The following is a 24,045-nucleotide window of genomic DNA, read 5'->3' on the forward strand; positions in this document are numbered from 1 at the left end:
AAAACAGCCTTGATAATGAATCATGTCAAACAATTATTTAACAAGTAGAATAGCTATTCATTGTATAAGTCGAATGTGTTATGATAACATCGTTTGACATGTTTAGCAGAGAAATTGTGCAATGAAAGGAATTGATTATGAATATTGAACAGTTTCAGCACATGCTGAATGAACAAGGAATAAAGTTATCCTCTCAACAATTACAACAATTTGAGCTGTACTATGAGTTATTAGTTGAGTGGAATAATAAAATGAACTTAACAGCCATAACTGACAAACAAGAAGTTTATTTGAAGCATTTTTTTGATTCAATTACAGCTGCGTTTCATTTTGATTTTACTAAAAACCTGTCAATTTGTGATGTAGGTGCTGGTGCAGGGTTCCCTAGTATTCCTTTAAAAATATGTTTTCCGCATTTGAAAATTTCGATTGTTGATTCTTTAAATAAAAGAATTAGCTTTTTACAGCATCTTGCTAATGAGCTGCACTTGGATCATACTTTCTTTTATCACGATCGCGCTGAGACCTTCGGAAGAAAAGCAGAAATGAGAGAAAGCTTTGATGTTGTAACTGCTCGAGCAGTGGCGCGTATGTCAGTATTGTGTGAATTATGTTTGCCATTAGTTAAAAAAGAGGGCGTGTTTTTAGCATTAAAAGCTTCTTCAGTAACAGAAGAGCTAACGAACGGATCAAAAGCAATAAATACTCTAGGTGGTAAACTAATTGATGTTCATCATTTTTTATTACCAATTGAAAATAGTGAACGAAATATTGTTATTATTCAGAAAGAAAAGTCAACACCAAAAAAATATCCAAGAAAGCCAGGAACACCAAACAAGTTACCGATTGAATAATGGAATGTTTCACGTGAAACATTTAATAGTAAAATGTAATAGCAGGAACTTTATCCTTTTATAGAGAATATTAATTGAGGAGTTTCTAAAAGGTGGTGTGTATCATATGAAACATCATTTTTCACGAATCTTTGGACTAAGTGAAAAAGAAGAAAGAGAAATTATCGAAACAACAGAAAATGAAGAAATTAAACAATTGCACGTAACGGATATCATCCCAAACCGATATCAGCCTCGGTCGGTATTTGCAGAAGAAAAAATTTCAGAATTGGCTTCAACGATTAGAACACATGGAATTATCCAACCAATAGTCGTTCGTATATTAGATGACCAAAAATATGAACTCATTGCAGGAGAACGTAGATGGAGAGCTGTTCAGCAATTGGGGTGGGATACGATACCGGCTATAATAAAAAACTTCAATGACACTGAAACAGCATCTGTTGCTTTAATAGAAAACCTACAACGCGAGGAATTATCAGCAATAGAAGAAGCGACAGCATATTCCAAATTACTAGAATTACATAATTTAACTCAGGAAGCGTTAGCTCAACGTCTTGGAAAAGGTCAATCAACAGTTGCAAACAAATTACGCTTGTTAAAGCTTCCAAATGAAATACAGCAAGCTTTAATGGAAAAGAAAATTACCGAACGCCACGCAAGGGCATTAATTGCATTAAAAGATCCAAGAAAACAAATTCAGTTATTACATGAAATTATTGAGAAACATTTTAATGTTAAGCAAACAGAAGATCGTGTTGTGAAACTATTAGAGCAATCAAATGTTAAAAAGAAGGCTAGTAGAAAGGCTTTTAGTAAAGATATGAGAATTGCCGTAAATACAATACGTCAATCGTTATCTATGGTTGAAGACACTGGATTATCTATAGATGCTGAAGAAGAAGAATTCGATGAATACTATCAGTTTACAATAAAAATACCAAAGAAATAAAACTTCATCTCATGAGGTTTTATTTCTTTCGTTGTTTTTTACTATGAAAATGAGTTCGTACCACCTTTGTCACGATTAAGTGATGGAGCTCGGATAAACCCTCATCCTACTATGTTAGTAATAACAACAAAGCTTATGAGAAAAGCCTTTTCTTTAGCTATAGAGTTGTTTTTACTAATGTTAAGAAAATATATGTATAACTATACCTTTTCTCCTGTACAATGCTAACATAGCTACATTAAAAAACTTCTCGTTAGCTAATTTCATGAATAGACCCCAATTCAAAAACCATTATTTTAGACAAATAAGTAATAGTAATATGAGGAAGAGTTTTATTTTTTTGCGAAATTACAGTAAAATAGCATATTTTCATGATAAAATAGTGAAGTGGTAAAATTGATGTTCAATTAAAGGTAGGTGACATCGTGGGAAAAACAATTGCAATTGCTAATCAAAAAGGTGGAGTTGGGAAAACTACAACTTCTGTTAACTTAGGTGCTTGCTTAGCATACATAGGTAAGAAGGTCTTACTAGTAGACATTGATCCACAAGGAAATGCAACTAGCGGAGCAGGGATTGAAAAGGCAGAAGTAGATCAGTGTATTTATGATATATTAGTTGAAGATATTGATGCAGATGAAGTCACAATCCCAACTAAAGTTGAAAACTTGTATGCTATACCTGCGACCATTCAGCTTGCTGGTGCTGAAATAGAACTTGTTCCTACTATTTCACGTGAAGTGCGCTTAAAAAGGGCATTAGAACGTATTAAAGACCAATATGATTATATAATTATTGACTGTCCACCGTCCCTAGGATTATTAACTATTAATTCTTTAACTGCTTCTGACGCAGTGTTAATACCTGTACAATGTGAATATTATGCCCTTGAAGGTTTAAGTCAGCTTCTTAATACTGTTAGACTTGTTCAAAAACATTTAAATACTGAACTTACTATTGAAGGGGTTCTACTAACAATGTTAGATGCTAGAACAAATTTAGGGATTCAAGTAATTGATGAAGTGAAAAAGTACTTTCAAGATAAAGTATATCGGACGATTATTCCACGTAATGTAAGGTTAAGTGAAGCACCTAGTCATGGTGAACCAATTATCATATATGATCCAAAATCAAGAGGAGCAGAAGTTTATTTAGATCTAGCAAAGGAAGTGGTTGCAAATGGCTAAAGGTCTTGGAAAAGGTATTAATGCTCTATTTGCAAGTATGGATGTGGGAAATGAAGAAATTGTTCAAGAGGTAAAAATTAACGAGTTAAGACCAAATCCATATCAACCTCGAAAAACATTTCAACCAGAGGCAATCGACGAACTAAAAGAGTCTATCCTACAGCACGGAATATTACAACCACTAATTGTTAGGAAAAGCATTAAAGGGTTTGAAATTGTTGTAGGTGAACGTCGATTTAGGGCTGCTAAAGAGGCTGATTTATCAACTGTACCAGTTGTTATTAGAGATTTATCAGAACAGCAGATTATGGAACTCGCTCTATTAGAAAATTTACAGAGAGAGGATTTAACTCCTATCGAAGAAGCACTAGCTTACCAAACTTTAATTGATAAATTAGAGTTTACACAAGAGCAGTTAGCACAGCGGTTAGGAAAAAGTCGCCCTCATATCGCAAACCATCTTCGCTTGTTAGCTCTTCCTAAATCAATTCAAGTGCTCATTTCTGAAGGGAAACTAACAATGGGACACGGGAGGACTTTGCTAGGCTTAAAAAATAAAGAAAAGACGAAAAAACTAGCTGAAAAAGTGATAAATGAACAATTAAATGTGAGACAGCTAGAACAATTAGTTCAACAACTTAATAAAGATGTTCCACGTGAAACATCTAAGCCGAAAAAAGAAAAGAACATCTTTATTAGGGAAAGAGAATCAATATTACGTGATCGGTTTGGGACGCCTGTTGTCATAAAACAAAATAAGAAAAAGGGAAAAATTGAAATTGAGTTTTTCTCAGAGGAAGATTTAGAAAGAATATTAGATATATTAGATACACCAACAAAATGATTTTCAACGAGCCATCATTAACGGTGGCTTTTTTTTATTAGTTATTTTATATTATAGTGAATGCAACCAGAAGGGGATATGAAATGGTATTACTTGGAACTGTGATTAATTGTGTATCAATTGTTGTTGGTACGTTATTTGGAATGTTCATGCAAAGAATTCCAGAGAGAGTGAAAACGACTGTTTTACAAGGGATTGGTTTATCCGTCTTCATATTAGGAATACAGATGGGACTCAAAAGTGAACAATTTATCCTTGTAATCTTAAGTTTAGCTCTAGGAGGAATACTAGGTGAACTTTGGGGCTTAGATGACAAATTAAATTTGTTAGGTAAATGGCTAGAAAATAAAATAGGGACAAAGGATGAAGGTACAGTTGCTAAAGGTTTTGTGACGGCAACATTAATATTCGTTATAGGGGCTATGGCGATTTTAGGTGCACTTGATAGTGGATTAAGAAACGATCACAATATACTATTTACTAAATCAATACTTGATGGATTTACTAGCTTTGTATTGGCTACAACATTAGGTGTCGGAGTAATTTTTTCTGCTATACCAGTGTTTATTTATCAAGGTTCATTAGCAATGTTTGCTACTCAAATCGACAAATGGATACCACCAAAGTTGATGGAATTACTCATCGTAGAAATCACTGCAACAGGTGGTATAATGATTATCGCTATAGGACTAAATATGTTAGGGATAACAAAAATCCGTGTTGCAAACATGTTGCCAAGTCTGTTGTTTGTATCATTATTTGTGACAGTATTGTATTTTTGGCCAATTTTACCGTAAATAAATGAATCTTGTTGATAATTGTAACTACAAAACCATTCTTGCAACAATATTATAACAAGTTGGCTCTTTTCATAAACTTTGTTGCTATAGTTCCTAAATTAGAAGAAAAAAAGATGTCACTATCTTATTTAATTATTAGTATGACAAATAATAATCTATGCGAAAACAGCCAACAAGTTATTGATGACTGCACCAAGTACTTTTTTTATATGGTGCAGGATTTTTTTTATACGAACTAGCGAAGGAACCTAGATGATAGTTCTTTTAAACTATATTGGTTGTGGGCTTCATTAATGGCATTTGCAATTGTTTTAGCCATACTCATGACAATATGTAATCTAGTATTTTGTAGGACAAAAAACTCCATAAATCCACTCACGTTTACAATTCCCGTCATATGAATATCGCCTACTGCAGGTAATTCTTTATTTACCCCAGCACCTGGTTTAACAGGTCCATCTCCAATTGAAATATAACCTACACTATTTAATTTCCCTAAACAAGCATCAATACCAATGATAAATGGATTCCGGTAAGCGTTATTAATTTCTATTAACTTATCTTTTAGATTTACAGCATGAATAGGATCCTCTAACGTTCCATATACATGAAAATGAGTCAAATTCTTTTCCTCAAGTTTTGAACCTACTAATGGTCCAAGTGAATCACCAGTTGATCGATCGGTACCAATACAGACGAATACAATTGGTTGCTGAATTTCTTGTGGTAAGGAGGAAAGGAGTTTTGTTGCTAAGCTATTAATTGCGTGACCATCCTCATGAGACACACGAGTACTTTCATTAACAATATTTAAAAATTTCGGTTTAAGATTCATAGCTTTCACTCCTTTGTAATAGTAGTAACAGTATACGGAGGAAAAATTAAAACTATACATAAAATAGTTAAATGAAAAGAGGGAGCATGGGTATGATAAAGTCTGGATTGAAGTGGATGTTTTTAATATTAGGCACAATGATTGGAGCAGGCTATGCATCTGGAAGAGAGATATGGCAGTTTTTTGGACAAGAAAGTGGACTTGCTATCATCATTTTTACTTTAATATTTATCATTAGTTGCTTTGTCATTATGAAAATAAGTTACGAGGAGCAATCTGAACATTTTCTACCTGTCTTGCAAAGACTAGTAGGTAAACGATTATCTTTAGCATATGATTGGATGATAATATTATATTTATTTACTACTACTGTTGTTATGCTTGCAGGTGGAGGAGCTACACTAGAAATATTGCAGATTCCATATTGGATAGGGATATTAATTTTTTGCTTCATGCTTGTATTCTTGTTTATATGGGATTTAAAAGGAATTGTATCCATTAATATTTTTATTCTACCGATTTTAATTATTAGTTTGATGGTAACATTATTTCTTTTTTTATATAAGAATGGCCAAAGTATTAATCTCAATCTAAATGAACAATCAAATTGGCCGTCTGCATTTACTTTTACAGCATTAAATATTCTACCTTTAGTTGCTGTTCTTTCAGCAATTGGTAAAGAAATAAAAAAGGTTGGTGAGGCATGGATTGCAAGTATAGGGAGTGGCTTATTATTAGGGATTATTTCATTTATTTATAATCAGTCATTATTACAAATAGCTAGTGAAATGATACTTTATGAGATTCCGTTATTTGGAGTATTAAAATACTTTCCATATGCCATGTTGATTATTATGTCATTTTTATTATGGTCAGCCATTTATACAACTGCTGCTTCTGGCATATTCGGTTTAACAACGAGATTTCGAAAGAAAATAAAGCTCCCGTTTTGGCTCCTTGCATTGTTAACTTTAATTACTATGATTCCGTTTACGTCATTTGGATTTGCTACATTAGTATCTGTTCTCTATCCTATCTATGGTGTCATAAATTTATATTTGCTTGCAGCAATATTGATTCATCCTATTGCAAATCGGTATAAATGGGAATGAAAACTTGGTAATATAGTAGTATCGACTTTACTATAAATAGTTTCCTGAATATTAAAGGCTCTTTTCGTAAAAATTGTTGCTATTGTTATCAAGTTAGTACTATAAAAAATGGTTTTATGTTGTTGATCATCGATGTACAGAAAGAAAGATGCCACGAACGTTAGTTATAATCGTATTTAGCTCTAATTACGAAAAGTAACAATTAGTGCGAAAACAACGATCACAAAGGCTCTTTTCGTAAACATTGTTGCTATTAGTATCAAATTAGCACCATAAAAAATGGTTTTATGTTGTTGATCATCGATGTACAGAAGGAAAGATGCCACGAACGTTAGTTATAATCGTACTTAGCTCTAATTACGAAAAGTAACAATTAGTGCGAAAACGACGATCACAAAGGCTCTTTTCGTAAACATTGTTGCTATTGGTTTCAAATTAGCACCATAAAAAATGGTTTTATGTTGTTGATCATCGATGTACAGAAGAAAAGATGCCACGATCGTTAGGTGTATGCGCGCTTATATTAGTGAACGAAAAACAACAATCAACGAAAATAGATGTATGAAAGGATAGTGTAAGTTGGAAAATAAACAATTTGGAATAAATGATATCGTTGAAATGAAGAAACAACACCCTTGTGGTGTGAATAGATGGAGAATTATCCGTATGGGTATGGACATTAGGATTAAATGTGAAGGGTGTGCACATAGTGTAATGCTTCCAAGAAAAGAATTTACACGTAAAATGAAAAAAATTATTGAAAAATATGAGGAGTAATCTAAAGTTATCCGTACTTTAGTTAGTAAAAAAATTCATGCTGATTTGAAATAACCTCTTATAAGGGTGATACGAAGGTGAGAGTAAAGTATAAAACAGCTTGTCCGTTAAATTGTTGGGATAGTTGTGGTTTTGAAGTAACAGTTGAAAATAATATGGTTGTAAAAATTGAAGGAGATCAAGATCACCCGATTACAAAAGGTAAAATTTGTGGAAGGGGTAGGATGCTTGAACACCGAGCGAATTCTAATGAAAGAGTAAAATATCCACTAAAAAAAGTGAATGGGACGTTTCAAAGAATTTCATGGGAGCAAGCGCTAAATGAAATTTCTAATAAACTAGCTGCTATTAAAAAAACATACGGTACGACAGCAGTACTTCATAGCCATGATTACTCAAATAGTGGATTGTTAACAAACCTTGATAAACGTTTCTTTAATTGCTATGGAGGGGTAACGGAACTAACAGGTAGTATTTGTTGGGGAGCAGGAATAGAAGCACAAACTTGGGATTTCGGTGATTCATACAGTCATAGTCCAGATGATGTATTTAATAGCAAAAATATAGTGATTTGGGGTAGAAATGTAGCGCGTACGAACATGCATTTATACGCTAATTTAACCAAAGCCAAACAGCAAGGTGCCAATATTATAGTTATTGATCCAATGTCAAATGCAACTGCAAAATTAAGTAATGAATATGTTTCGATTAAGCCTGGTATGGACGGTTTGTTAGCGATAGGTATTATGAAAGAGATCGTGCGCCTCAATTTACAAGATCAACAATTTATTGATGACCATACGCTGGGCTATAGTGATTTACTGAACATACTTGAAGAAAAAACACTAGATGAACTTGAAGAGCATACAGATGTATCGAAAGATATTATGACAAAATTAGCTCATATATATGCGAATGAGCCAACAATGACTTATTTAGGTTTAGGAATGCAAAGATATACAAATGGAGGGAATACGATCCGTTTGATCGATGCTTTGGTTGCAATAAGTGGTAATATCGGTATTCCTGGTGGAGGTGTGAATTTTGCTAATAAGCAAGTCGGTGAAAGCTTTGACATAAATGCACTGTCATTGACAAATCGCAGACAGCATAAAAGGACGTTTACAATGATGCAACAAGCAGAAGGGATTCTTTTAGCTAATGATCCGCCTATTAAAATGGTCTTTGTTACATGTGGAAACCCAGTTACACAAGTACCAAATACAAATCGAGTGAAACAAGCTTTTTCAAAGGTAGACACGATAGTTGTTGTAGAACAATTTATGACTGATACTGCTCAGATGGCTGATTATGTATTACCAACTACGACCGTATTTGAAGAAGAGGACGTGTATTATTCGTCTATGTATCATCATTACGTGAATTATGGTCCCAAATTAGTCGAGCCTTCAGGTGAAGTGAAATCAGAATTAATGATATGGACAGAGTTGGCAAAACGCTTAGGTTTTGCAGATGATTTTGCATTTAATAGAGAACAATTTATTAATATTGGGTTAGGAGATTTAGTTACAAAAGGTATTACACTTGAGAGATTAAGAAAGTATGATCATTTACCTTTACCTATTGATCATGTTCCTTGGAGTGATAAGAAATTTATGACAGCAAGTGGAAAGTATGAATTTACTTCATCACAAGCAATCCATAAAGGTTTTGATGGCCGGTTACGAATTGATTATCCACTTGAATCAAAACAAAAAAATCCAGATCTCCTTGGAAAATATCCATATACTTTGTTGTCCATTCATCCGTTGAGATCAAATCATTCGCAACACTATCATCTTATTGATTCTATGCAAGAAATTAAGGTAGAGGTATCAAAAGATGTTGCTGAAAAAGAAAGACTACAAGAAGATGATCTTGTTAAAGTGTTTAATGAACGTGGAGAACTAGAGGGACGTGTGCGAATTTTGAAAGAAGCACATCGCAATACAATTAATATAGATGAAGGTCAGTGGAGTAAGTTTGGTGGAAGTGTTAATTTGCTCACTCCAAATCGTATTTCAGATAATGGGATGGGGAGCACTTTGTTTGATTGTGTTGTAGCGATTGAAAAAATATAACTCCTTGTTTTTTTAACTAGGAATCACTATAATTGGGAAAGACTGAATTGATAGCGGATATATAAGAGGAGTGAAATTACAATGGCTTTAACTGCAGGAATTGTGGGTCTACCGAATGTTGGTAAATCTACGCTTTTTAATGCAATTACTCAAGCGGGAGCTGAATCAGCAAACTACCCGTTTTGTACAATAGATCCTAATGTAGGCATAGTAGAAGTACCTGATCATCGCTTGGAGAAATTAACGGAGCTTGTTCAGCCGAAAAAGACTGTACCTACAGCATTTGAATTTACAGATATAGCTGGTATTGTTAAGGGAGCAAGTAAAGGTGAAGGTTTAGGTAATAAATTTTTGTCTCATATTCGACAAGTTGATGCTATTTGTCATGTTGTTCGTTGTTTTGCGGATGAAAATATTACTCATGTGTCTGGTCAAGTGGATCCAATTGCAGACATAGAAACAATTAATTTAGAACTAATTTTAGCAGATTTAGAAACTGTAGATAAACGAATTGATCGCGTTGGCAAAATGGCAAAGCAGAAAGATAAAGAAGCGATGTACGAGCACGAGGTGCTTGTGAAGCTGAAGGAAACTTTTGAAAATGAAAAGCCAGCACGTTCAGTTGAGTTTACTGAAGAGCAAATGAAAATTGTTAAAGGGCTACACTTATTAACGATTAAACCTATTCTATATGTGGCGAACGTCAGTGAAGAGGAAGTCGCGGATCCTTCAAACAATGAATATGTAACGCAAGTTAGAGAATTTGCAGCAGGAGAAAATTCAGAAGTCATCGTAGTATGCGCAAAAATTGAATCTGAGATTGTTGAGCTTGAAGGGGAAGAGAAAGAAATGTTTCTTGAAGAGCTCGGAATAGAAGAATCAGGCCTAGATCAACTTATTCGTGCAACTTATAGCTTACTTGGACTAGCTACTTATTTTACAGCTGGTGTTCAGGAGGTTAGAGCATGGACTTTCCGTAAAGGAATGAAGGCTCCGCAATGTGCAGGGGTCATCCATACAGATTTTGAACGTGGTTTTATTCGAGCAGAAACAGTGTCATACGACGACCTTTTAGCGGCAGGTTCTATGACAACGGCGAAGGAAGCTGGTAATGTTCGCTTGGAAGGAAAAGAGTATATTGTTCAAGATGGAGATGTCATTCACTTTCGATTTAATGTGTAAAACAGTATCTATCGATTAGCCTCTTTTCGTAAACTTTGTTACTACTTTAACCTAATTTGAGAAGCTAGATGATGGTGATAGCCATTGTCTTTGCTTTATAGAAGAAAAGATGTCACGAACGTTAGTTATGTGCGTGTTTGTTTGTTGGCAAGCACAATCATGTGAAAACAGCTCGACGTAAAAGTAATGGCTTCACATAATTGTGTTTTGTAAGATTTTTTTGGAACATGTGCTTACATGTAAATAGAAGTGTTAATTCGATTTAACTATAATAAGCTCGAGTGTCTATCTCTTCGAGGTTACTTCGCCATTTCATTGGAGGACAAAAAGCACCTTCATGTGAAATGGCGAAATGTTTATCAGAAATTTGTAAGGCGCTTGCGATATTCTTCTCCATATGCTATAATCACGTATTGTGAGTAATTAATTCAATTGCTCCTTGCTCTCATTTGAGAGCCGTCAGACCAAAAGGAGGTGACTGTGATGAGAAAATACGAAATTATGTATATCATCCGCCCAAACATTGACGATGAGTCAAAGAAAGCAGTTGTTGAACGTTTTAGCAACGTTTTAACTGAAAAAGGTGCGGAGATTGCTGAAGTAAAAGAATGGGGAAAACGCCGTCTAGCTTATGAAATCAATGATTTCCGTGATGGTTATTATATGATTTTACAAGTAGCTTCTAATGCTGAAGCGATTAACGAATTTGATCGCCTAGCAAAAATTAGTGAAGATATTATTCGCCATATCGTTGTAAAAGAAGAAGAATAAATATAAATTGAAAGAAACTCTGTAAAATAGAGGTTCTTTAAAGGGAGTGGTTCTGATGATGAATCGTGTAATTCTTGTCGGACGATTAACGAAAGATCCAGAATTACGATATACTCCAAGTGGAGTAGCAGTTGCAACCTTTACGTTAGCTGTCAACAGAACATTTACAAATCAGCAAGGTGAACGACAGGCCGATTTTATTAATTGTGTTGTATGGCGTAAACCAGCTGAAAACGTCGCAAACTACTTGAAAAAGGGTAGCTTAGCTGGAGTAGATGGACGTGTTCAAACACGTAACTATGAAGGACAAGACGGTAAACGCGTATATGTAACTGAGATAGTTGCTGAAAGTGTGCAATTTTTAGAGCCGCGATCAGGTAACGAGCAGCGACCTGCAGGCAATAATCACCAAGGAAACCAAGGTGGCTACGAGCAATTTGGACAAAATCAGAACCAACGTAATAATAATAATAATAATCAAGGGTTTACTCGAGTAAATGACGATCCGTTTGCAAATGATGGACAGCCTATAGACATTTCTGATGACGATTTGCCGTTCTAATTTGCTGAGTAGTTTAGTCGATTATACTTGAACGTGTATATATAACTGAAATAGAAAGGAGGATGAACAATGGCAGGAGGACGTAGAGGAGGACGTGCAAAACGTCGTAAGGTGTGTTATTTCACATCTAACGGTATCACGCACATCGATTACAAAGATATAGATGTACTTAAAAAGTTTGTCTCAGAGAGAGGTAAAATTTTACCACGTCGTGTTACAGGCACAAGCGCTAAATATCAACGTAAATTAACTATTGCTATTAAACGCGCTCGTCAAATGGCATTACTACCTTATGTTACAGGTGAATAATAATTTTTAAAGCAGCGGGGGTTCCTTGCTGCTTTTTACTTTCTTAAATAGGTATATACTTATATAAAGTCTTTGTTCCTCAGGCTGTTATAGCTTTAGTGATTATGTCGTACGCAGTATAAATACGCGCATTGACGATCTGTCGTATGTCTGTCATAGAGTGAAAACAGCCTTATGTAAAACGAACGTTGTTTATATCCAACTCCAAAGCCTTCATATGAAATGAAGTGCCTTCAGTGCTTGCTGGTTAACTACGCACCATACTCTATTGTTGAGACTGAGCAATCGCATATACTTTACGTACTAATTATGAATTGATATAGTAGGTGAAGAAAATGAAGAAATTAAGCTAACATGAGGTGGAACTGTGAAGAATGCGAAAGTATTAACAGAAGGAGCTATACTACTAGCAATTTTTATTATTTTAGTGTTCATTTCAATGTACATACCATTCCTTGGATCAGTATCAATATTTTTTCTTCCACTACCAATTATGCTTTTTACGATTAGAAATGGTTTGCGAAATGGCATAATATTAATTATACCCGCTATTTTATTAACAATTGCCGTTGGTTCAATATTGGCAGTACCGCTAGCATTAATGTTTGCAAGTGGTGGTATTGTTACAGGGTATTTAATAAAGGAAAAGAAAAGTCATTACATGACACTGTTAGTTGGAACGGTCATATACTTAATTAATATTACATTTATTTATGTTGGATCGATGTTGCTTTTTAAAATTGATTTCATAAATGAAATGACATTATTGATGAATGAGTCAATAGCGATGGCTACAAATATGATGGAGGGCTTAGGACAAGATGCAAATGAGCAAGTCCTTAAGCAATTTCAAGCAACAGTAGATTTAATACAATACTTAATACCGAGTTTTTTTGTTATGACTGCGTTTTTATTTGCGCTCATTTCGTTAATTGTTTCAATACCGATTATTAAGCGTTTTAATGTAAGTATTGAACCGTGGCCACCTTTTCGAGATCTTATGCTGCCCAAAAGTGTAATTTGGTATTATTTAATTACGATCATTATGTTATTTATTATAGAAGAAGAATCAAGTTTATTTTTTCCAATGATAAATATTGATTTTATTTTGCAATTACTAATGATTATTCAAGGTATGTCTTTATTATTTTATTTCTTACACCATAAAGGCTATACCAAAGTTGTTCAATTGTTTGTATTTATCATTTCATTGTTTCTTATACCAATTATTCGATTATTAGGTATAATTGATATAGGATTCGACCTGCGGAAAAGAATAGTAACTAAGCGCTAATGGGCGCATATATCTTAAAATTTAGGAGCTGAAAAACGTGCCTTCGTACTATAAAAAGAGTGTAATTCGGTATCCTATATATGGAATAATTAGTATTTCAATTTTAATGATACTTATTATTACTTTTTATCAATGGATCTACGGAATCATTGCTTTTGTGCTCCTTGTCATCCCTATATATTTTTTTATTAAGTCCGAAAAGGTAATTAACCAATCGATAGAAGACTATATTTCTACTCTTTCCCACCGAGTCAAAAAAGTTGGAGAAGAAGCTTTACTTGAAATGCCTATTGGGATATTACTTTATAACGAACACTTAAATGTGGAATGGAGTAACTCATTTTTGACTTCCTATTTTCCAGAAGATACATTAGTAGGACGTTCACTTCGTGATATTACAGAGAGCTTAATTCCAATTATTAAGCAAGAAGTTGACGATGATATTATTATCCTTTATGAACGAAAAGTTAAAGTTCATGTAAAGCCAGAAGAACGTCTGATCTATTTCTTTGATGTAACAGAACAGAAAGAAATTCAAATTCAATATGAGAATGAACGGACTGTATTAGCAGTAATTTTGTTAGATAATTATGATGAAGTTACGCAAGGAGTAGAAGATCAAACAAGAAGTAATTTAAACAGCCAAGTAACGTTTTTATTAAATAAGTGGGCAAAGGAAAACGGGGTTTTTATTAAAAGAACATCATCCGAACGTTTTATCGCTGTGTTAAATGAGTATATCTTGAAGCAATTAGAAACTGAGAGTTTTTCTATATTAGACGATGTTCGAGAAAAAACTTCAAAGCACCATTTGCCTTTAACATTAAGTATTGGTATTGGAGTAGGAGTTTCATCTTTACCTGAGCTAGGTGTACTTGCCCAATCAAGTCTTGATTTAGCACTCGGAAGAGGTGGTGATCAAGTTGCTATTAAGCAAACGAATGGAAAGGTGAAGTTCTACGGGGGAAAAACAAACCCTATGGAAAAAAGGACGAGGGTACGTGCGCGTGTCATATCGCACGCATTGAAAGAACTAGTAACTGAAAGTGATCAAGTATTAATAATGGGACATGTCAACCCTGACATGGATTCAATAGGTTCAGCAATAGGGATTTTAAAAGTTGCTGAAGTGAATGAGAAGAATGGATACATTGTAATAGACAAAGATGATATAGGAACTGGAATTGAACGTCTGATTAATGAGATTAAAAAAGATACAAACTTATGGTCTCGATTTATTACACCTGAACAAGCGCTTGAAATAATTACTGACGAGACATTGCTAGTCGTTGTAGACACTCACAAAAGTTCCCTAGTTATTGAGGAAAGATTAATTAATAAAACGGAAAGTGTAGTTGTAATCGATCATCATAGAAGAGGTGAGGACTTCATAGAAGACCCTCTTCTCGTCTATATGGAACCTTACGCATCTTCTACTGCTGAGCTTGTAACAGAGCTATTAGCGTATCAACCTAAAGGTTTAAAGATGGATATGCTTGAAGCAACTTCCTTGTTAGCAGGAATTATCGTAGATACAAAAAGCTTTACGCTTCGCACTGGCTCACGTACTTTTGATGCTGCATCTAATTTACGTGCTCACGGTGCAGATACTATACTCGTTCAAAAATTATTAAAAGAAAATATTGATCATTATGTAAAACGTGCTAATCTAATATCAAAAGCGGTGATTTATCGATCAGGCTTAACAATAGCACTTGGAGATGCTGATGAAACGTATGATCAAGTGTTATTAGCTCAAGCCGCTGACACATTATTATCAATGAATGATGTAACAGCTTCGTTTGTTGTTGCGATGCGTAGTGATCATGTAATTGGAATTAGCGCTCGATCTTTAGGTAATGTAAATGTTCAAGTCATTATGGAAGCTCTCGGCGGTGGTGGTCACTTAACAAATGCAGCAACACAGATAGAGAATATAACTATTGATGAAGCTAAACAGAAATTAAAGTTAGTGCTTGATGATTATTTAGATGGAGGGAAAGAATCATGAAAGTAATATTATTAAAGGATGTTAAAGGGAAAGGAAAAAAAGGGGAAGTAAAAAATGTATCTGATGGATATGCTCAAAATTTTCTTTTTAAACAAGGTCTTGCAGTAGAAGCAACAAAAAATAATATGAGTTCATTAGAAGCGAAGAAAAAAAAGGAAGAGAAGCAGGCTGAAGCAGAACTAGATCAGTGCAAAAAATTAAAGGCAGAGCTTGAGAAAATCACCATCGAATTTACTGCGAAAGCTGGTGAAGGTGGTAGATTATTCGGTTCAATTACGAGTAAGCAAATAGCTGAGCAATTAAAAACGAAACATAAAATGAAAATTGACAAACGTAAAATAGAGCTTGCGGATGGAATTAGAGCTTTAGGATTTACAAACGTATCTATTAAACTACATCCAGAAGTATCCGCTTCTGTCAAAGTTCATGTAATAGAGGAATAATTTAATTATACAAAATGAGTGAAAATGTGATTTAATGATAAAGTGTACTTTTTTAAGCGTACCTTTTTTCTAAAATCACATTTTTTCTATAGGATGGTGAAAGTGGATGAGCGATATGATAATGGATCGCATACCACCGCAAAATATTGAAGCGGAGCAAGCTGTATTAGGTGCTATTTTCCTTGAGTCATCATCATTAACTTTGGCTTCTGAAATACTAATTCCTGAAGATTTTTATCGAGCTGCTCATCAAAAAATCTTTCATGTTATGCTATTACTTTCAGATAAGGGTGAACCTGTTGACTTAGTAACAGTCACGTCAGAACTAGCAGATGGGAAGCTCTTAGAAGAGATCGGTGGACTAAATTATTTAAGTGATTTAGCTAACTCTGTACCTACTGCCGCAAATATTGAGTATTATGCAAAAATAGTAGAAGAAAAATCTATTTTACGTCGCCTAATTAGAACAGCTTCGACGATTGCTCAAGATGGCTACAGTCGAGAAGACGAAGTAGATGTTCTTTTAAATGAAGCAGAAAAACAAATTATGGATGTTGCCCAAAGGAAAAACGCAGGTGACTTTCAAAGTATAAAAGACGTTCTCGTTCGAACGTATGATAATATAGAATTATTACACAATCGCAAAGGTGATATTACTGGTATACCAACAGGCTTTTCTGAGCTTGATCGAATGACTGCTGGGTTTCAGCGTAATGATTTAATTATTGTTGCAGCACGTCCTTCTGTTGGTAAAACTGCATTTGCGTTAAATATAGCTCAAAACGTTGCTACGAAAACTGATGAAAATGTAGCGATTTTTAGTCTTGAGATGGGTTCAGAACAACTTGTAATGCGTATGCTCTGTGCTGAAGGAAATATTGATGCTCAAAACTTAAGGACCGGTTCACTCACTCCTGAGGATTGGGGTAAACTAACGATGGCGATGGGGAGCCTTTCTAATTCAGGTATTTACATCGACGATACGCCTGGTATACGTATTAGTGAAATTCGCTCAAAATGTCGACGCCTAAAGCAAGAGAGTGGTCTAGGCATGATCTTAATTGACTACTTACAGCTCATCCAGGGTAGTGGGCGAAGCGGGGAAAATCGTCAGCAGGAAGTCTCTGAAATATCCCGTTCATTAAAAGCACTTGCACGTGAATTAAAAGTCCCTGTTATTGCTCTTTCACAGCTTTCCCGTGGGGTTGAACAAAGACAAGATAAGCGACCGATGATGTCAGATATTCGTGAATCAGGAAGTATCGAGCAAGATGCTGATATTGTTTCCTTCCTCTATCGAGAAGATTATTATGATAAAGAAACAGAAAACCAAAATATAATAGAAATTATTATTGCCAAACAACGTAATGGTCCAGTCGGGACTGTACAATTAGCATTTGTCAAAGAGTATAATAAATTTGTAAACTTAGAGACACGCTATGGCGATTCAAGTGTTCCTGCTGGAGCATAGTTTAGGAGATTACTAACATAATAGAGAACCACAAAGTAGAGATTATCTACATGTGGTTCTTTTTTTGTTAACTAATACAATTTTCCATATTATGAAAAGTTGATCGTCTATATGGAATATGATTTTTGTTACTGAGCAAATAAAGCTAACCATTTATTTATATAACCATCTATTATATGTTGTTTGTCCCAATTGTCATGAAAAGAAGGAAAAATGAAAGTCTGATATACAGTTAAGTAAAACACTGGTGCAATAAGTTTGATTAATTCGTATTCATTGTATAATTGTTCCGGCGAATTATATGAACGCCATTCAGCTAAATATAAATCTAGCAAATATGTTGCATGTTCTTTTGAAAAAAAGTGTTCTACTTCTTCAAGAAAAGTTGTGATACTAAGAAAGGGGTGTGATAAAGTACAATCGGACCAATCATAAATGATTGGAATATTACCATGAACAATAATATTACCTCCAAAAAAGTCTCCATGATCTATAGCATGAGGAATGTGAGATTGTTCCAATAAATCGCATATATTTATTATGGCTGGGATGCTTTCAATGAATTGATTATATATTTCATTTGAAATATTGTTGCTGTTATATAAAGTATTTAATGAAGGTCTCATATATGTTTGTATTACCTTAGAGATAGGTCTTATTGGACACATATGTTTAATTTTGTTGATGTTTTCTATCGACTTTTTTTGAATCTCTGCTAGTTTTAATAGAGCTCCCTGCCAATGATGCATATTGTTTGTTTTTCCAAGTAAGGGGCCTGTTAACTCTTGCATGATGTACCATCTTCTTTTTGAGTCAACACTATGTATAGATGGAACACAAGAAGGGTGATGTTGGTACAAATATTGACTAAGTATTGGCTCATGAGAAAATATAGGTGGAACCGCTTTGAAGTAATAATTGTTGTTAGCTAATTTAACTCTGAACAATGCTGATCGTTCCCAACTTCTGATTTGTTTCAATTCAAAAGTACTACATGATAGTTCTTTTCTAAACCATTGCTTTATTTCATCTACCCAACCGTGGGAAAACCAAGGTAAATTTGTAGGCTGAAAAGAAGCGTTCCAATCGTTTAAAAGGAGCTTGTCTTCCTTACAAAGTTCATTAACATCCTCTAAATTCAATCTGTTAATCCAACACATATTTGGTGAAAACCATTCTTTATCTAGTAATTCTATTTCATAAATTCTCATACGGTCGGTTTCGTTATAGCACCTCAAGACATTCGTCATTAATTTGTATTTACTTTTAAAAAAATGATTAATTTGTGCTGTTTCAGCTACGTGAGATGGTTTTGCATCATAGGTAGGTAGGGTCCATCTATTATTATCATATGTTAGCAAAATACTATTGTTTTTTGAAATAACAAAGAACTTAAACACTAACTTCTCCATTGCATAGCCCTCATTATCGTTAAGTAAATTACAAAATTATACAATACTATATAAGCATACAATTAACTAATTATGGAATCAACTTTTATGGATACACTATTTATAGACTTTTTCAGAAAAACTCCTTCAAGGCTCTTCTAGAAAATATAGTTCCTATAGTTCCTAAACTATATGTTATTTTACGCAACAGGCATCGTTTTATAGAGAATTACGTGTTTATTTTTTAGTATGATCAACACCTTTTTCAAAAAATGTTTAAGCCATTGATTATTATAAACTACGAACAAAATTACTAAATCAAATAATAATGTTCGGTTTTAATTGACTATACACGATGGAATTGGTACACTAATCATGTTTGATAATAATAAAAATGAAAGTTCGGAAAAAGCGGAGGTGCCTATAGATGGCTTCAGTAGTCGTTGTTGGAACACAATGGGGAGATGAAGGAAAAGGTAAAATTACAGATTTTCTTTCAGCAAATGCAGAAGTAGTTGCAAGGTCTCAAGGTGGAAATAATGCAGGGCATACAATAAAGTTTAACGGTAACACGTATAAGTTACACTTAATACCTTCAGGCATTTTTTATGCTGATAAAATTTGTACGATTGGGAATGGCACCGTAATAGATCCTAAGGCTCTTGTTAAGGAACTGAATTATTTGCGCGAACGTGGAGTAAGTACTGAAAATTTACGTATTAGTAATCGTGCACATGTCATTTTACCTTATCACCTTAAACTTGATGAGATCGAAGAAGAGAGAAAAGGCGCTAACAAAATTGGAACGACGAAAAAGGGCATCGGGCCAGCATATATGGATAAAGCTGCTCGTATAGGTATCCGAATTGCAGATCTTCTTGACCGTGAAGTATTTGAAGAGAAGCTAGCTAAAAACCTTGGAGATAAAAATCGTTTATTAGAAAAAATGTACGAGGTAGATGGCTTTAAATTGGAAGATATTTTAGATGAATATTATGAGTATGGACAACAATTTGCAAAATATGTTTGTGATACATCTGTTGTGTTAAATGATGCGCTAGATGAAGGACGTAGGGTTCTATTCGAAGGTGCTCAAGGTGTAATGCTAGATATAGATCAAGGAACGTATCCATTTGTAACATCTTCAAATCCAGTCGCAGGCGGAGTAACAATTGGTTCCGGTGTAGGTCCTACTAAAATAAAACATGTTGTAGGAGTGTCAAAAGCATATACGACCCGAGTTGGAGATGGACCATTTCCTACGGAGCTTACGGATGAGGTAGGAGATCAGATTAGAGAAGTAGGACGTGAATATGGTACGACTACTGGTAGACCACGTCGCGTAGGTTGGTTTGATAGTGTAGTTGTTCGACATGCTCGTAGAGTAAGTGGAATCACTGATCTATCACTAAACTCAATTGATGTACTTACAGGAATTGAAACATTAAGAATCTGTGTAGCATACCGTTATAAGGGCCAACTTATAGAAGAATTTCCTCCTAGCTTGAAAATGTTAGCTGAGTGTGAGCCAGTATTTGAAGAATTACCTGGATGGTCAGAGGACATTACAGGAGTCAAAAGTTTAGGAGAGTTACCTGCAAATGCTCGTCATTATCTTGAAAGAGTATCACAGCTAACAGGCATTCCTTTATCAATCTTCTCAGTTGGACCAGATAGATCACAAACAAATGTTGTGCGTAGCGTATACAGTTAATTTTTATTTCTTGCTTTAGTTTTGTTCAGGTTGATTGTTGTTTTTCATCCTAGAGTCGCGATAGCAGCCTCTAGCAACCACATGTATTTAAAGTCAAAGTCTATTTTAAAATAAGACAGAAGGGCTAATATGAGTAACTTTTAGACCTTCTGTCTGTTAAAAAGATTGTATCGTTTTGGTTGTTGTTTTCGATTATTGTATTAATATATACGCTTTTACAACTAATACTCGTGGAATTTTGCTACTATTAAAATGATTACAATCGAATATTGTCTTATTAATTTAGTCAACATAACAGCACAGCTTATAAAAAGAACCTAAAAAATAAATAAAATACTATTGCATTTTATTTTAAAAATATGTTAGTATATTAAATGTCGCTGATAATCAATTGAGATTTTATGATTATATGGCCCGTTGGTCAAGTGGTTAAGACACCGCCCTTTCACGGCGGTAACACGGGTTCGAATCCCGTACGGGTCACTTATAAAAATTAAGCATTACATAATAAACTGTATAGAATATTTGGTCCCGTGGTGTAGCGGTTAACATGCCTGCCTGTCACGCAGGAGATCGCGGGTTCGATTCCCGTCGGGACCGCCATTTTATTACATAAAGAACTAAGAAATTATTAATGAATAGCAAATATGGCTCGGTAGCTCAGTCTGTAGAGCAGAACGTAAACATCTATGAAATGGCATTAGTTTAGTTCTGCGAGGAGCAATGTCTTGCAAAAGAGATGCGACGAGCAAAGATATGAGTATTTGACTAAAAGGTAAGAAATAAAAGCACAATTCATTATGGCTCGGTAGCTCAGTCGGTAGAGCAAAGGACTGAAAATCCTTGTGTCGGCGGTTCGATTCCGTCCCGAGCCACTGTCAAAGTATGGTCTGTATAGATCATACTTTTTTAATTAAATGATAATATTGGTAATAATTCTAGTAGAATGCTAGCTTTTATTACCTTGTATTTTACAAAAGACACTATTAAATTACAGCTATAATACAATTATGTTACATCTTTTGATCTAGTATGCCATTATTTTTATTTTATGATAAAGTAATAGAGTGTTTAATAGAGAAATTTGTCACATTAATATAAAAAAAATTTTCTCTCCCAAGGCGATGGAGAAACCTGTTTTAGGAGGAAAAGTAGTGTTAAAACAAACAAACATATATACTAAAGTACGCCATATGATTAAACCTGTTAACTTTGATAAGAAAGCGCTTAGTATCGTCAAAAAAGCAATGGTCACGACGGTAGCAGTCGCAACACTAACAGTTGGTTCGGTAGAAGCTGCTAATAGTGCATCAGAAATATCTACAATCTATCATGTATATGTTAACGGAGAAAATATTGGAACAGTAGATGACAAAAAGACTATTGAGAAGGCTGTAAACGACAAGATGAAAAAGATGGATGATCGTAACGGTTATCTTGAATTTTCTGTAGGAGAACAGTTAACCTACATACCTGAAAAAGTCTTTAGTCCTATTGTTAATAATGAAACTACCGCTAAGAAAGTTAAAAATAACATAGAGATATATGCTGCATCAGCTGCCATTAATGTTAACGGAGAACCAATAGCTTATTTTGCAAATGAAGAAGAAGCAAATGAAGTGTTGAAAAAGATCAAAACGTCTTACGTGTCAGCAAAAGAGTTAGAAAAACTAGAGCTACAACAAAAGCCGAATGAATTACCGAATGACTTATCGAATGAATTACCGCCACTGAAGGAAGGCGAATCACGAATTATAGACGTATCTTTTGATGAATCAGTTAAAGTTACTAAAGAGGACATTTCACCAGATAATATCATTACTGTTGACCAAGGTGTTTCTTTATTAAAGAAAGGGACGTTGGCAGAAAAAAAATATGAAATTAAACAAGGTGATGTCTTAGGAAGTATTGCTAATGCTCATGATTTAAGCACAGAAGAGCTTCTTAAACTTAATTCAGATATATCCGAAAAGACAGTATTGCAAATTGGTCAGCAATTAAATGTTACTCAGTATGAACCATATGTACATGTTCTCGTAAAAGAAGAGCATTATAAACGAGTTGTAATACCATTTAAAACTGAGACGATTGAAAAAGATACAATGTATAAAGGTGATCAAAAGGTAAATCAAGAAGGTCAAAATGGTGAGAAACTAGAGAATATTATTATTGTAAAAGATAATGGTACGCAAGTAGAAAAAACAACGATTAAAGAAGAAGTTACTAAAGAACCTGTAAATAAAATTATTTTCAAAGGTACGAAGGTTGTGCCATCACGTGGAACTGGTACTCTATTATGGCCAGCCTCAGGCGGTTATGTTTCAAGTGAAATGGGACAGCGATGGGGAAAGCTGCATAAAGGTATGGATATTGCGAGACCGAGTAATTATACGATTAAAGCTGCGGACAATGGAGTCGTTGAATTTGCAGGCTGGGATGGAGGATATGGGAATCGAATTGTTATTAATCATAACAACGGTATAAAGACAACATATTCACATCTGTCATCAATAAGCGTCTCAGTTGGACAAACGATTGAAAAAGGACGCAAAATTGGCGTGATGGGGTCGACAGGTAATTCAACTGGTACTCATTTACATTTTGAAGTATACAAAAACGGAAGTGTACAAAACCCGAGAAACTTCTTGCAGTAACCTCTAGCTTTGCTAGAGGTTTTTTTGTAATTCATATACTCCTCATGATAAAGTAAGGATACAGAATGTTCCGGGAAAGGAGTCTTTCTATGAAAAATAAAGTTCTTGTAGTAGACGATGAAAAACCAATTGCTGATATTTTAAAATTCAACCTAGAAAAAGAAGGATATGAAGTTACATGTGCTTACGATGGAGTAGAAGCACTTAATCAAGTTGAAGAGGTAAAACCGAGTATTATATTACTCGATATTATGCTCCCACTAAAAGATGGGATGGAAGTTTGTCGAGAAGTAAGGAAAAAATATGATATGCCAATCATCATGCTAACAGCAAAGGACACAGAAATTGATAAAGTTCTTGGTTTAGAATTAGGAGCGGATGACTATGTAACAAAGCCGTTCAGTACTAGAGAGTTGCTTGCACGCGTAAAAGCAAATTTAAGAAGGCATCAACTCATCCCAGAAGAAGATACATCACAAGATGACAATAATTACTTATCAATTGGACCACTAGTCATACAACCTGATGCTTATGTTGTTTCAAAACGTGGTGAAACGATAGAACTAACTCACCGCGAGTTTGAATTATTACATTATTTAGCAAAGCACCTAGGTCAAGTAATGACAAGAGAGCATTTGCTTCAAACAGTGTGGGGTTACGATTATTTTGGTGATGTTCGTACAGTCGATGTCACAGTTAGACGCCTCCGTGAAAAAATTGAAGATAACCCTAGCGATCCAACTTGGATTGTTACTAGAAGGGGTGTTGGCTACTACTTACGAAATCCAGAGCAGGAGTAAA

General features: G+C 34.5%; 21 protein-coding genes and 3 tRNA genes. 22 read left to right on the forward strand and 2 right to left on the reverse strand.

Annotation, left to right across the window (positions count from 1 at the left end):
- Positions 1-137: 137 nt before the first annotated feature.
- The 5 genes from rsmG to ACSVDA_RS17945 all read left to right on the forward strand — a co-directional run bounded on the left by rsmG (position 138) and on the right by ACSVDA_RS17945 (position 4,634).
- Positions 138-854 (forward strand): 16S rRNA (guanine(527)-N(7))-methyltransferase RsmG, encoded by a 717-nt coding sequence (rsmG, locus tag ACSVDA_RS17925; RefSeq protein WP_485884865.1) that lies wholly within the window; start codon positions 138-140, stop codon positions 852-854.
- Positions 855-960: 106 nt separating this feature from the next.
- The gene (gene noc / locus ACSVDA_RS17930) at positions 961-1,806 is read left to right on the forward strand and encodes a nucleoid occlusion protein (RefSeq protein ID WP_485884867.1); all 846 of its coding nucleotides are present in this window, start codon (positions 961-963) and stop codon (positions 1,804-1,806) included.
- A 425-nt stretch (positions 1,807-2,231) separates the two neighbouring features.
- A complete protein-coding gene (locus tag ACSVDA_RS17935; RefSeq protein ID WP_485884869.1) occupies positions 2,232-2,993 on the forward strand; it encodes a ParA family protein in 762 nt (253 codons plus the stop codon).
- Positions 2,986-3,837, forward strand: a complete 852-nt coding sequence (locus ACSVDA_RS17940; RefSeq protein WP_320207285.1) for a ParB/RepB/Spo0J family partition protein — start codon at positions 2,986-2,988, stop codon at positions 3,835-3,837. The genes ACSVDA_RS17935 and ACSVDA_RS17940 overlap by 8 nt, the downstream gene beginning before the upstream one ends.
- A gap of 83 nt (positions 3,838-3,920) precedes the next feature.
- The gene (locus ACSVDA_RS17945; protein ID WP_485884871.1) at positions 3,921-4,634 is read left to right on the forward strand and encodes a DUF554 domain-containing protein; all 714 of its coding nucleotides are present in this window, start codon (positions 3,921-3,923) and stop codon (positions 4,632-4,634) included.
- Between the two features lie 238 nt (positions 4,635-4,872).
- Here ACSVDA_RS17945 and yyaC read toward each other — a convergent pair whose 3' ends face one another.
- Positions 4,873-5,472 (reverse strand): spore protease YyaC, encoded by a 600-nt coding sequence (gene yyaC, locus ACSVDA_RS17950; protein ID WP_320207287.1) that lies wholly within the window; start codon positions 5,470-5,472, stop codon positions 4,873-4,875.
- 92 nt (positions 5,473-5,564) lie between these two features.
- Between yyaC and ACSVDA_RS17955 the strand changes: the two genes are divergently transcribed.
- From ACSVDA_RS17955 to dnaB, 11 genes are all read left to right on the forward strand, one after another.
- Positions 5,565-6,584 carry a YkvI family membrane protein gene (locus ACSVDA_RS17955; protein ID WP_485884873.1) on the forward strand — a complete coding sequence of 340 codons (1,020 nt, stop codon included), beginning with the start codon at positions 5,565-5,567 and terminating at the stop codon, positions 6,582-6,584.
- Between the two features lie 579 nt (positions 6,585-7,163).
- Complete coding sequence (locus ACSVDA_RS17960; protein ID WP_485884875.1) at positions 7,164-7,361, forward strand: DUF951 domain-containing protein; 198 nt, start codon at positions 7,164-7,166, stop codon at positions 7,359-7,361.
- Between the two features lie 77 nt (positions 7,362-7,438).
- Positions 7,439-9,442 carry a molybdopterin-dependent oxidoreductase gene (locus ACSVDA_RS17965; RefSeq protein ID WP_485884877.1) on the forward strand — a complete coding sequence of 668 codons (2,004 nt, stop codon included), beginning with the start codon at positions 7,439-7,441 and terminating at the stop codon, positions 9,440-9,442.
- A gap of 81 nt (positions 9,443-9,523) precedes the next feature.
- Entirely contained in the window at positions 9,524-10,624 is a 1,101-nt protein-coding gene (gene ychF, locus ACSVDA_RS17970) for a redox-regulated ATPase YchF (RefSeq protein WP_320259695.1), read from the forward strand.
- Positions 10,625-11,107: 483 nt separating this feature from the next.
- Entirely contained in the window at positions 11,108-11,395 is a 288-nt protein-coding gene (rpsF, locus tag ACSVDA_RS17975) for a 30S ribosomal protein S6 (RefSeq protein ID WP_214482812.1), read from the forward strand.
- 55 nt (positions 11,396-11,450) lie between these two features.
- Positions 11,451-11,957 (forward strand): single-stranded DNA-binding protein, encoded by a 507-nt coding sequence (gene ssb, locus ACSVDA_RS17980; RefSeq protein WP_485884880.1) that lies wholly within the window; start codon positions 11,451-11,453, stop codon positions 11,955-11,957.
- Between the two features lie 69 nt (positions 11,958-12,026).
- The gene (rpsR, locus tag ACSVDA_RS17985) at positions 12,027-12,266 is read left to right on the forward strand and encodes a 30S ribosomal protein S18 (protein WP_214482814.1); all 240 of its coding nucleotides are present in this window, start codon (positions 12,027-12,029) and stop codon (positions 12,264-12,266) included.
- A gap of 367 nt (positions 12,267-12,633) precedes the next feature.
- Complete coding sequence (locus tag ACSVDA_RS17990; RefSeq protein WP_485884882.1) at positions 12,634-13,560, forward strand: YybS family protein; 927 nt, start codon at positions 12,634-12,636, stop codon at positions 13,558-13,560.
- Positions 13,561-13,597: 37 nt separating this feature from the next.
- Entirely contained in the window at positions 13,598-15,571 is a 1,974-nt protein-coding gene (locus ACSVDA_RS17995; protein WP_485884884.1) for a DHH family phosphoesterase, read from the forward strand.
- Positions 15,568-16,014, forward strand: coding sequence for a 50S ribosomal protein L9 (rplI, locus tag ACSVDA_RS18000; protein ID WP_485884886.1), 447 nt, complete (start codon positions 15,568-15,570; stop codon positions 16,012-16,014). Before ACSVDA_RS17995 ends, rplI begins: the two co-directional genes overlap by 4 nt.
- A gap of 106 nt (positions 16,015-16,120) precedes the next feature.
- Positions 16,121-17,485, forward strand: a complete 1,365-nt coding sequence (dnaB, locus tag ACSVDA_RS18005) for a replicative DNA helicase (protein ID WP_214482818.1) — start codon at positions 16,121-16,123, stop codon at positions 17,483-17,485.
- 128 nt (positions 17,486-17,613) lie between these two features.
- Here the strand turns inward: dnaB and ACSVDA_RS18010 are convergent, their stop codons facing one another.
- Complete coding sequence (locus ACSVDA_RS18010; RefSeq protein ID WP_485884889.1) at positions 17,614-18,897, reverse strand: phosphotransferase; 1,284 nt, start codon at positions 18,895-18,897, stop codon at positions 17,614-17,616.
- 406 nt (positions 18,898-19,303) lie between these two features.
- Here ACSVDA_RS18010 and ACSVDA_RS18015 point away from each other — a divergent pair, with 406 nt between their 5' ends.
- From ACSVDA_RS18015 to yycF, 6 genes are all read left to right on the forward strand, one after another.
- Positions 19,304-20,590, forward strand: coding sequence for an adenylosuccinate synthase (locus ACSVDA_RS18015; protein WP_485884891.1), 1,287 nt, complete (start codon positions 19,304-19,306; stop codon positions 20,588-20,590).
- Positions 20,591-21,001: 411 nt separating this feature from the next.
- Positions 21,002-21,073, forward strand: a tRNA-Glu gene (locus ACSVDA_RS18020).
- A gap of 44 nt (positions 21,074-21,117) precedes the next feature.
- Positions 21,118-21,193, forward strand: a tRNA-Asp gene (locus ACSVDA_RS18025).
- A 199-nt stretch (positions 21,194-21,392) separates the two neighbouring features.
- Positions 21,393-21,465: transfer RNA gene (locus ACSVDA_RS18030), tRNA-Phe, on the forward strand.
- 279 nt (positions 21,466-21,744) lie between these two features.
- A complete protein-coding gene (locus ACSVDA_RS18035; RefSeq protein WP_485884893.1) occupies positions 21,745-23,244 on the forward strand; it encodes a peptidoglycan DD-metalloendopeptidase family protein in 1,500 nt (499 codons plus the stop codon).
- A gap of 89 nt (positions 23,245-23,333) precedes the next feature.
- Complete coding sequence (yycF, locus tag ACSVDA_RS18040) at positions 23,334-24,044, forward strand: response regulator YycF (RefSeq protein ID WP_214482820.1); 711 nt, start codon at positions 23,334-23,336, stop codon at positions 24,042-24,044.
- Position 24,045: the final 1 nt, after the last annotated feature.

It is taken from the genome of Cytobacillus sp. Hm23, from assembly GCF_051842895.1.
Taxonomy (GTDB): domain Bacteria; phylum Bacillota; class Bacilli; order Bacillales; family SM2101; genus Nanhaiella.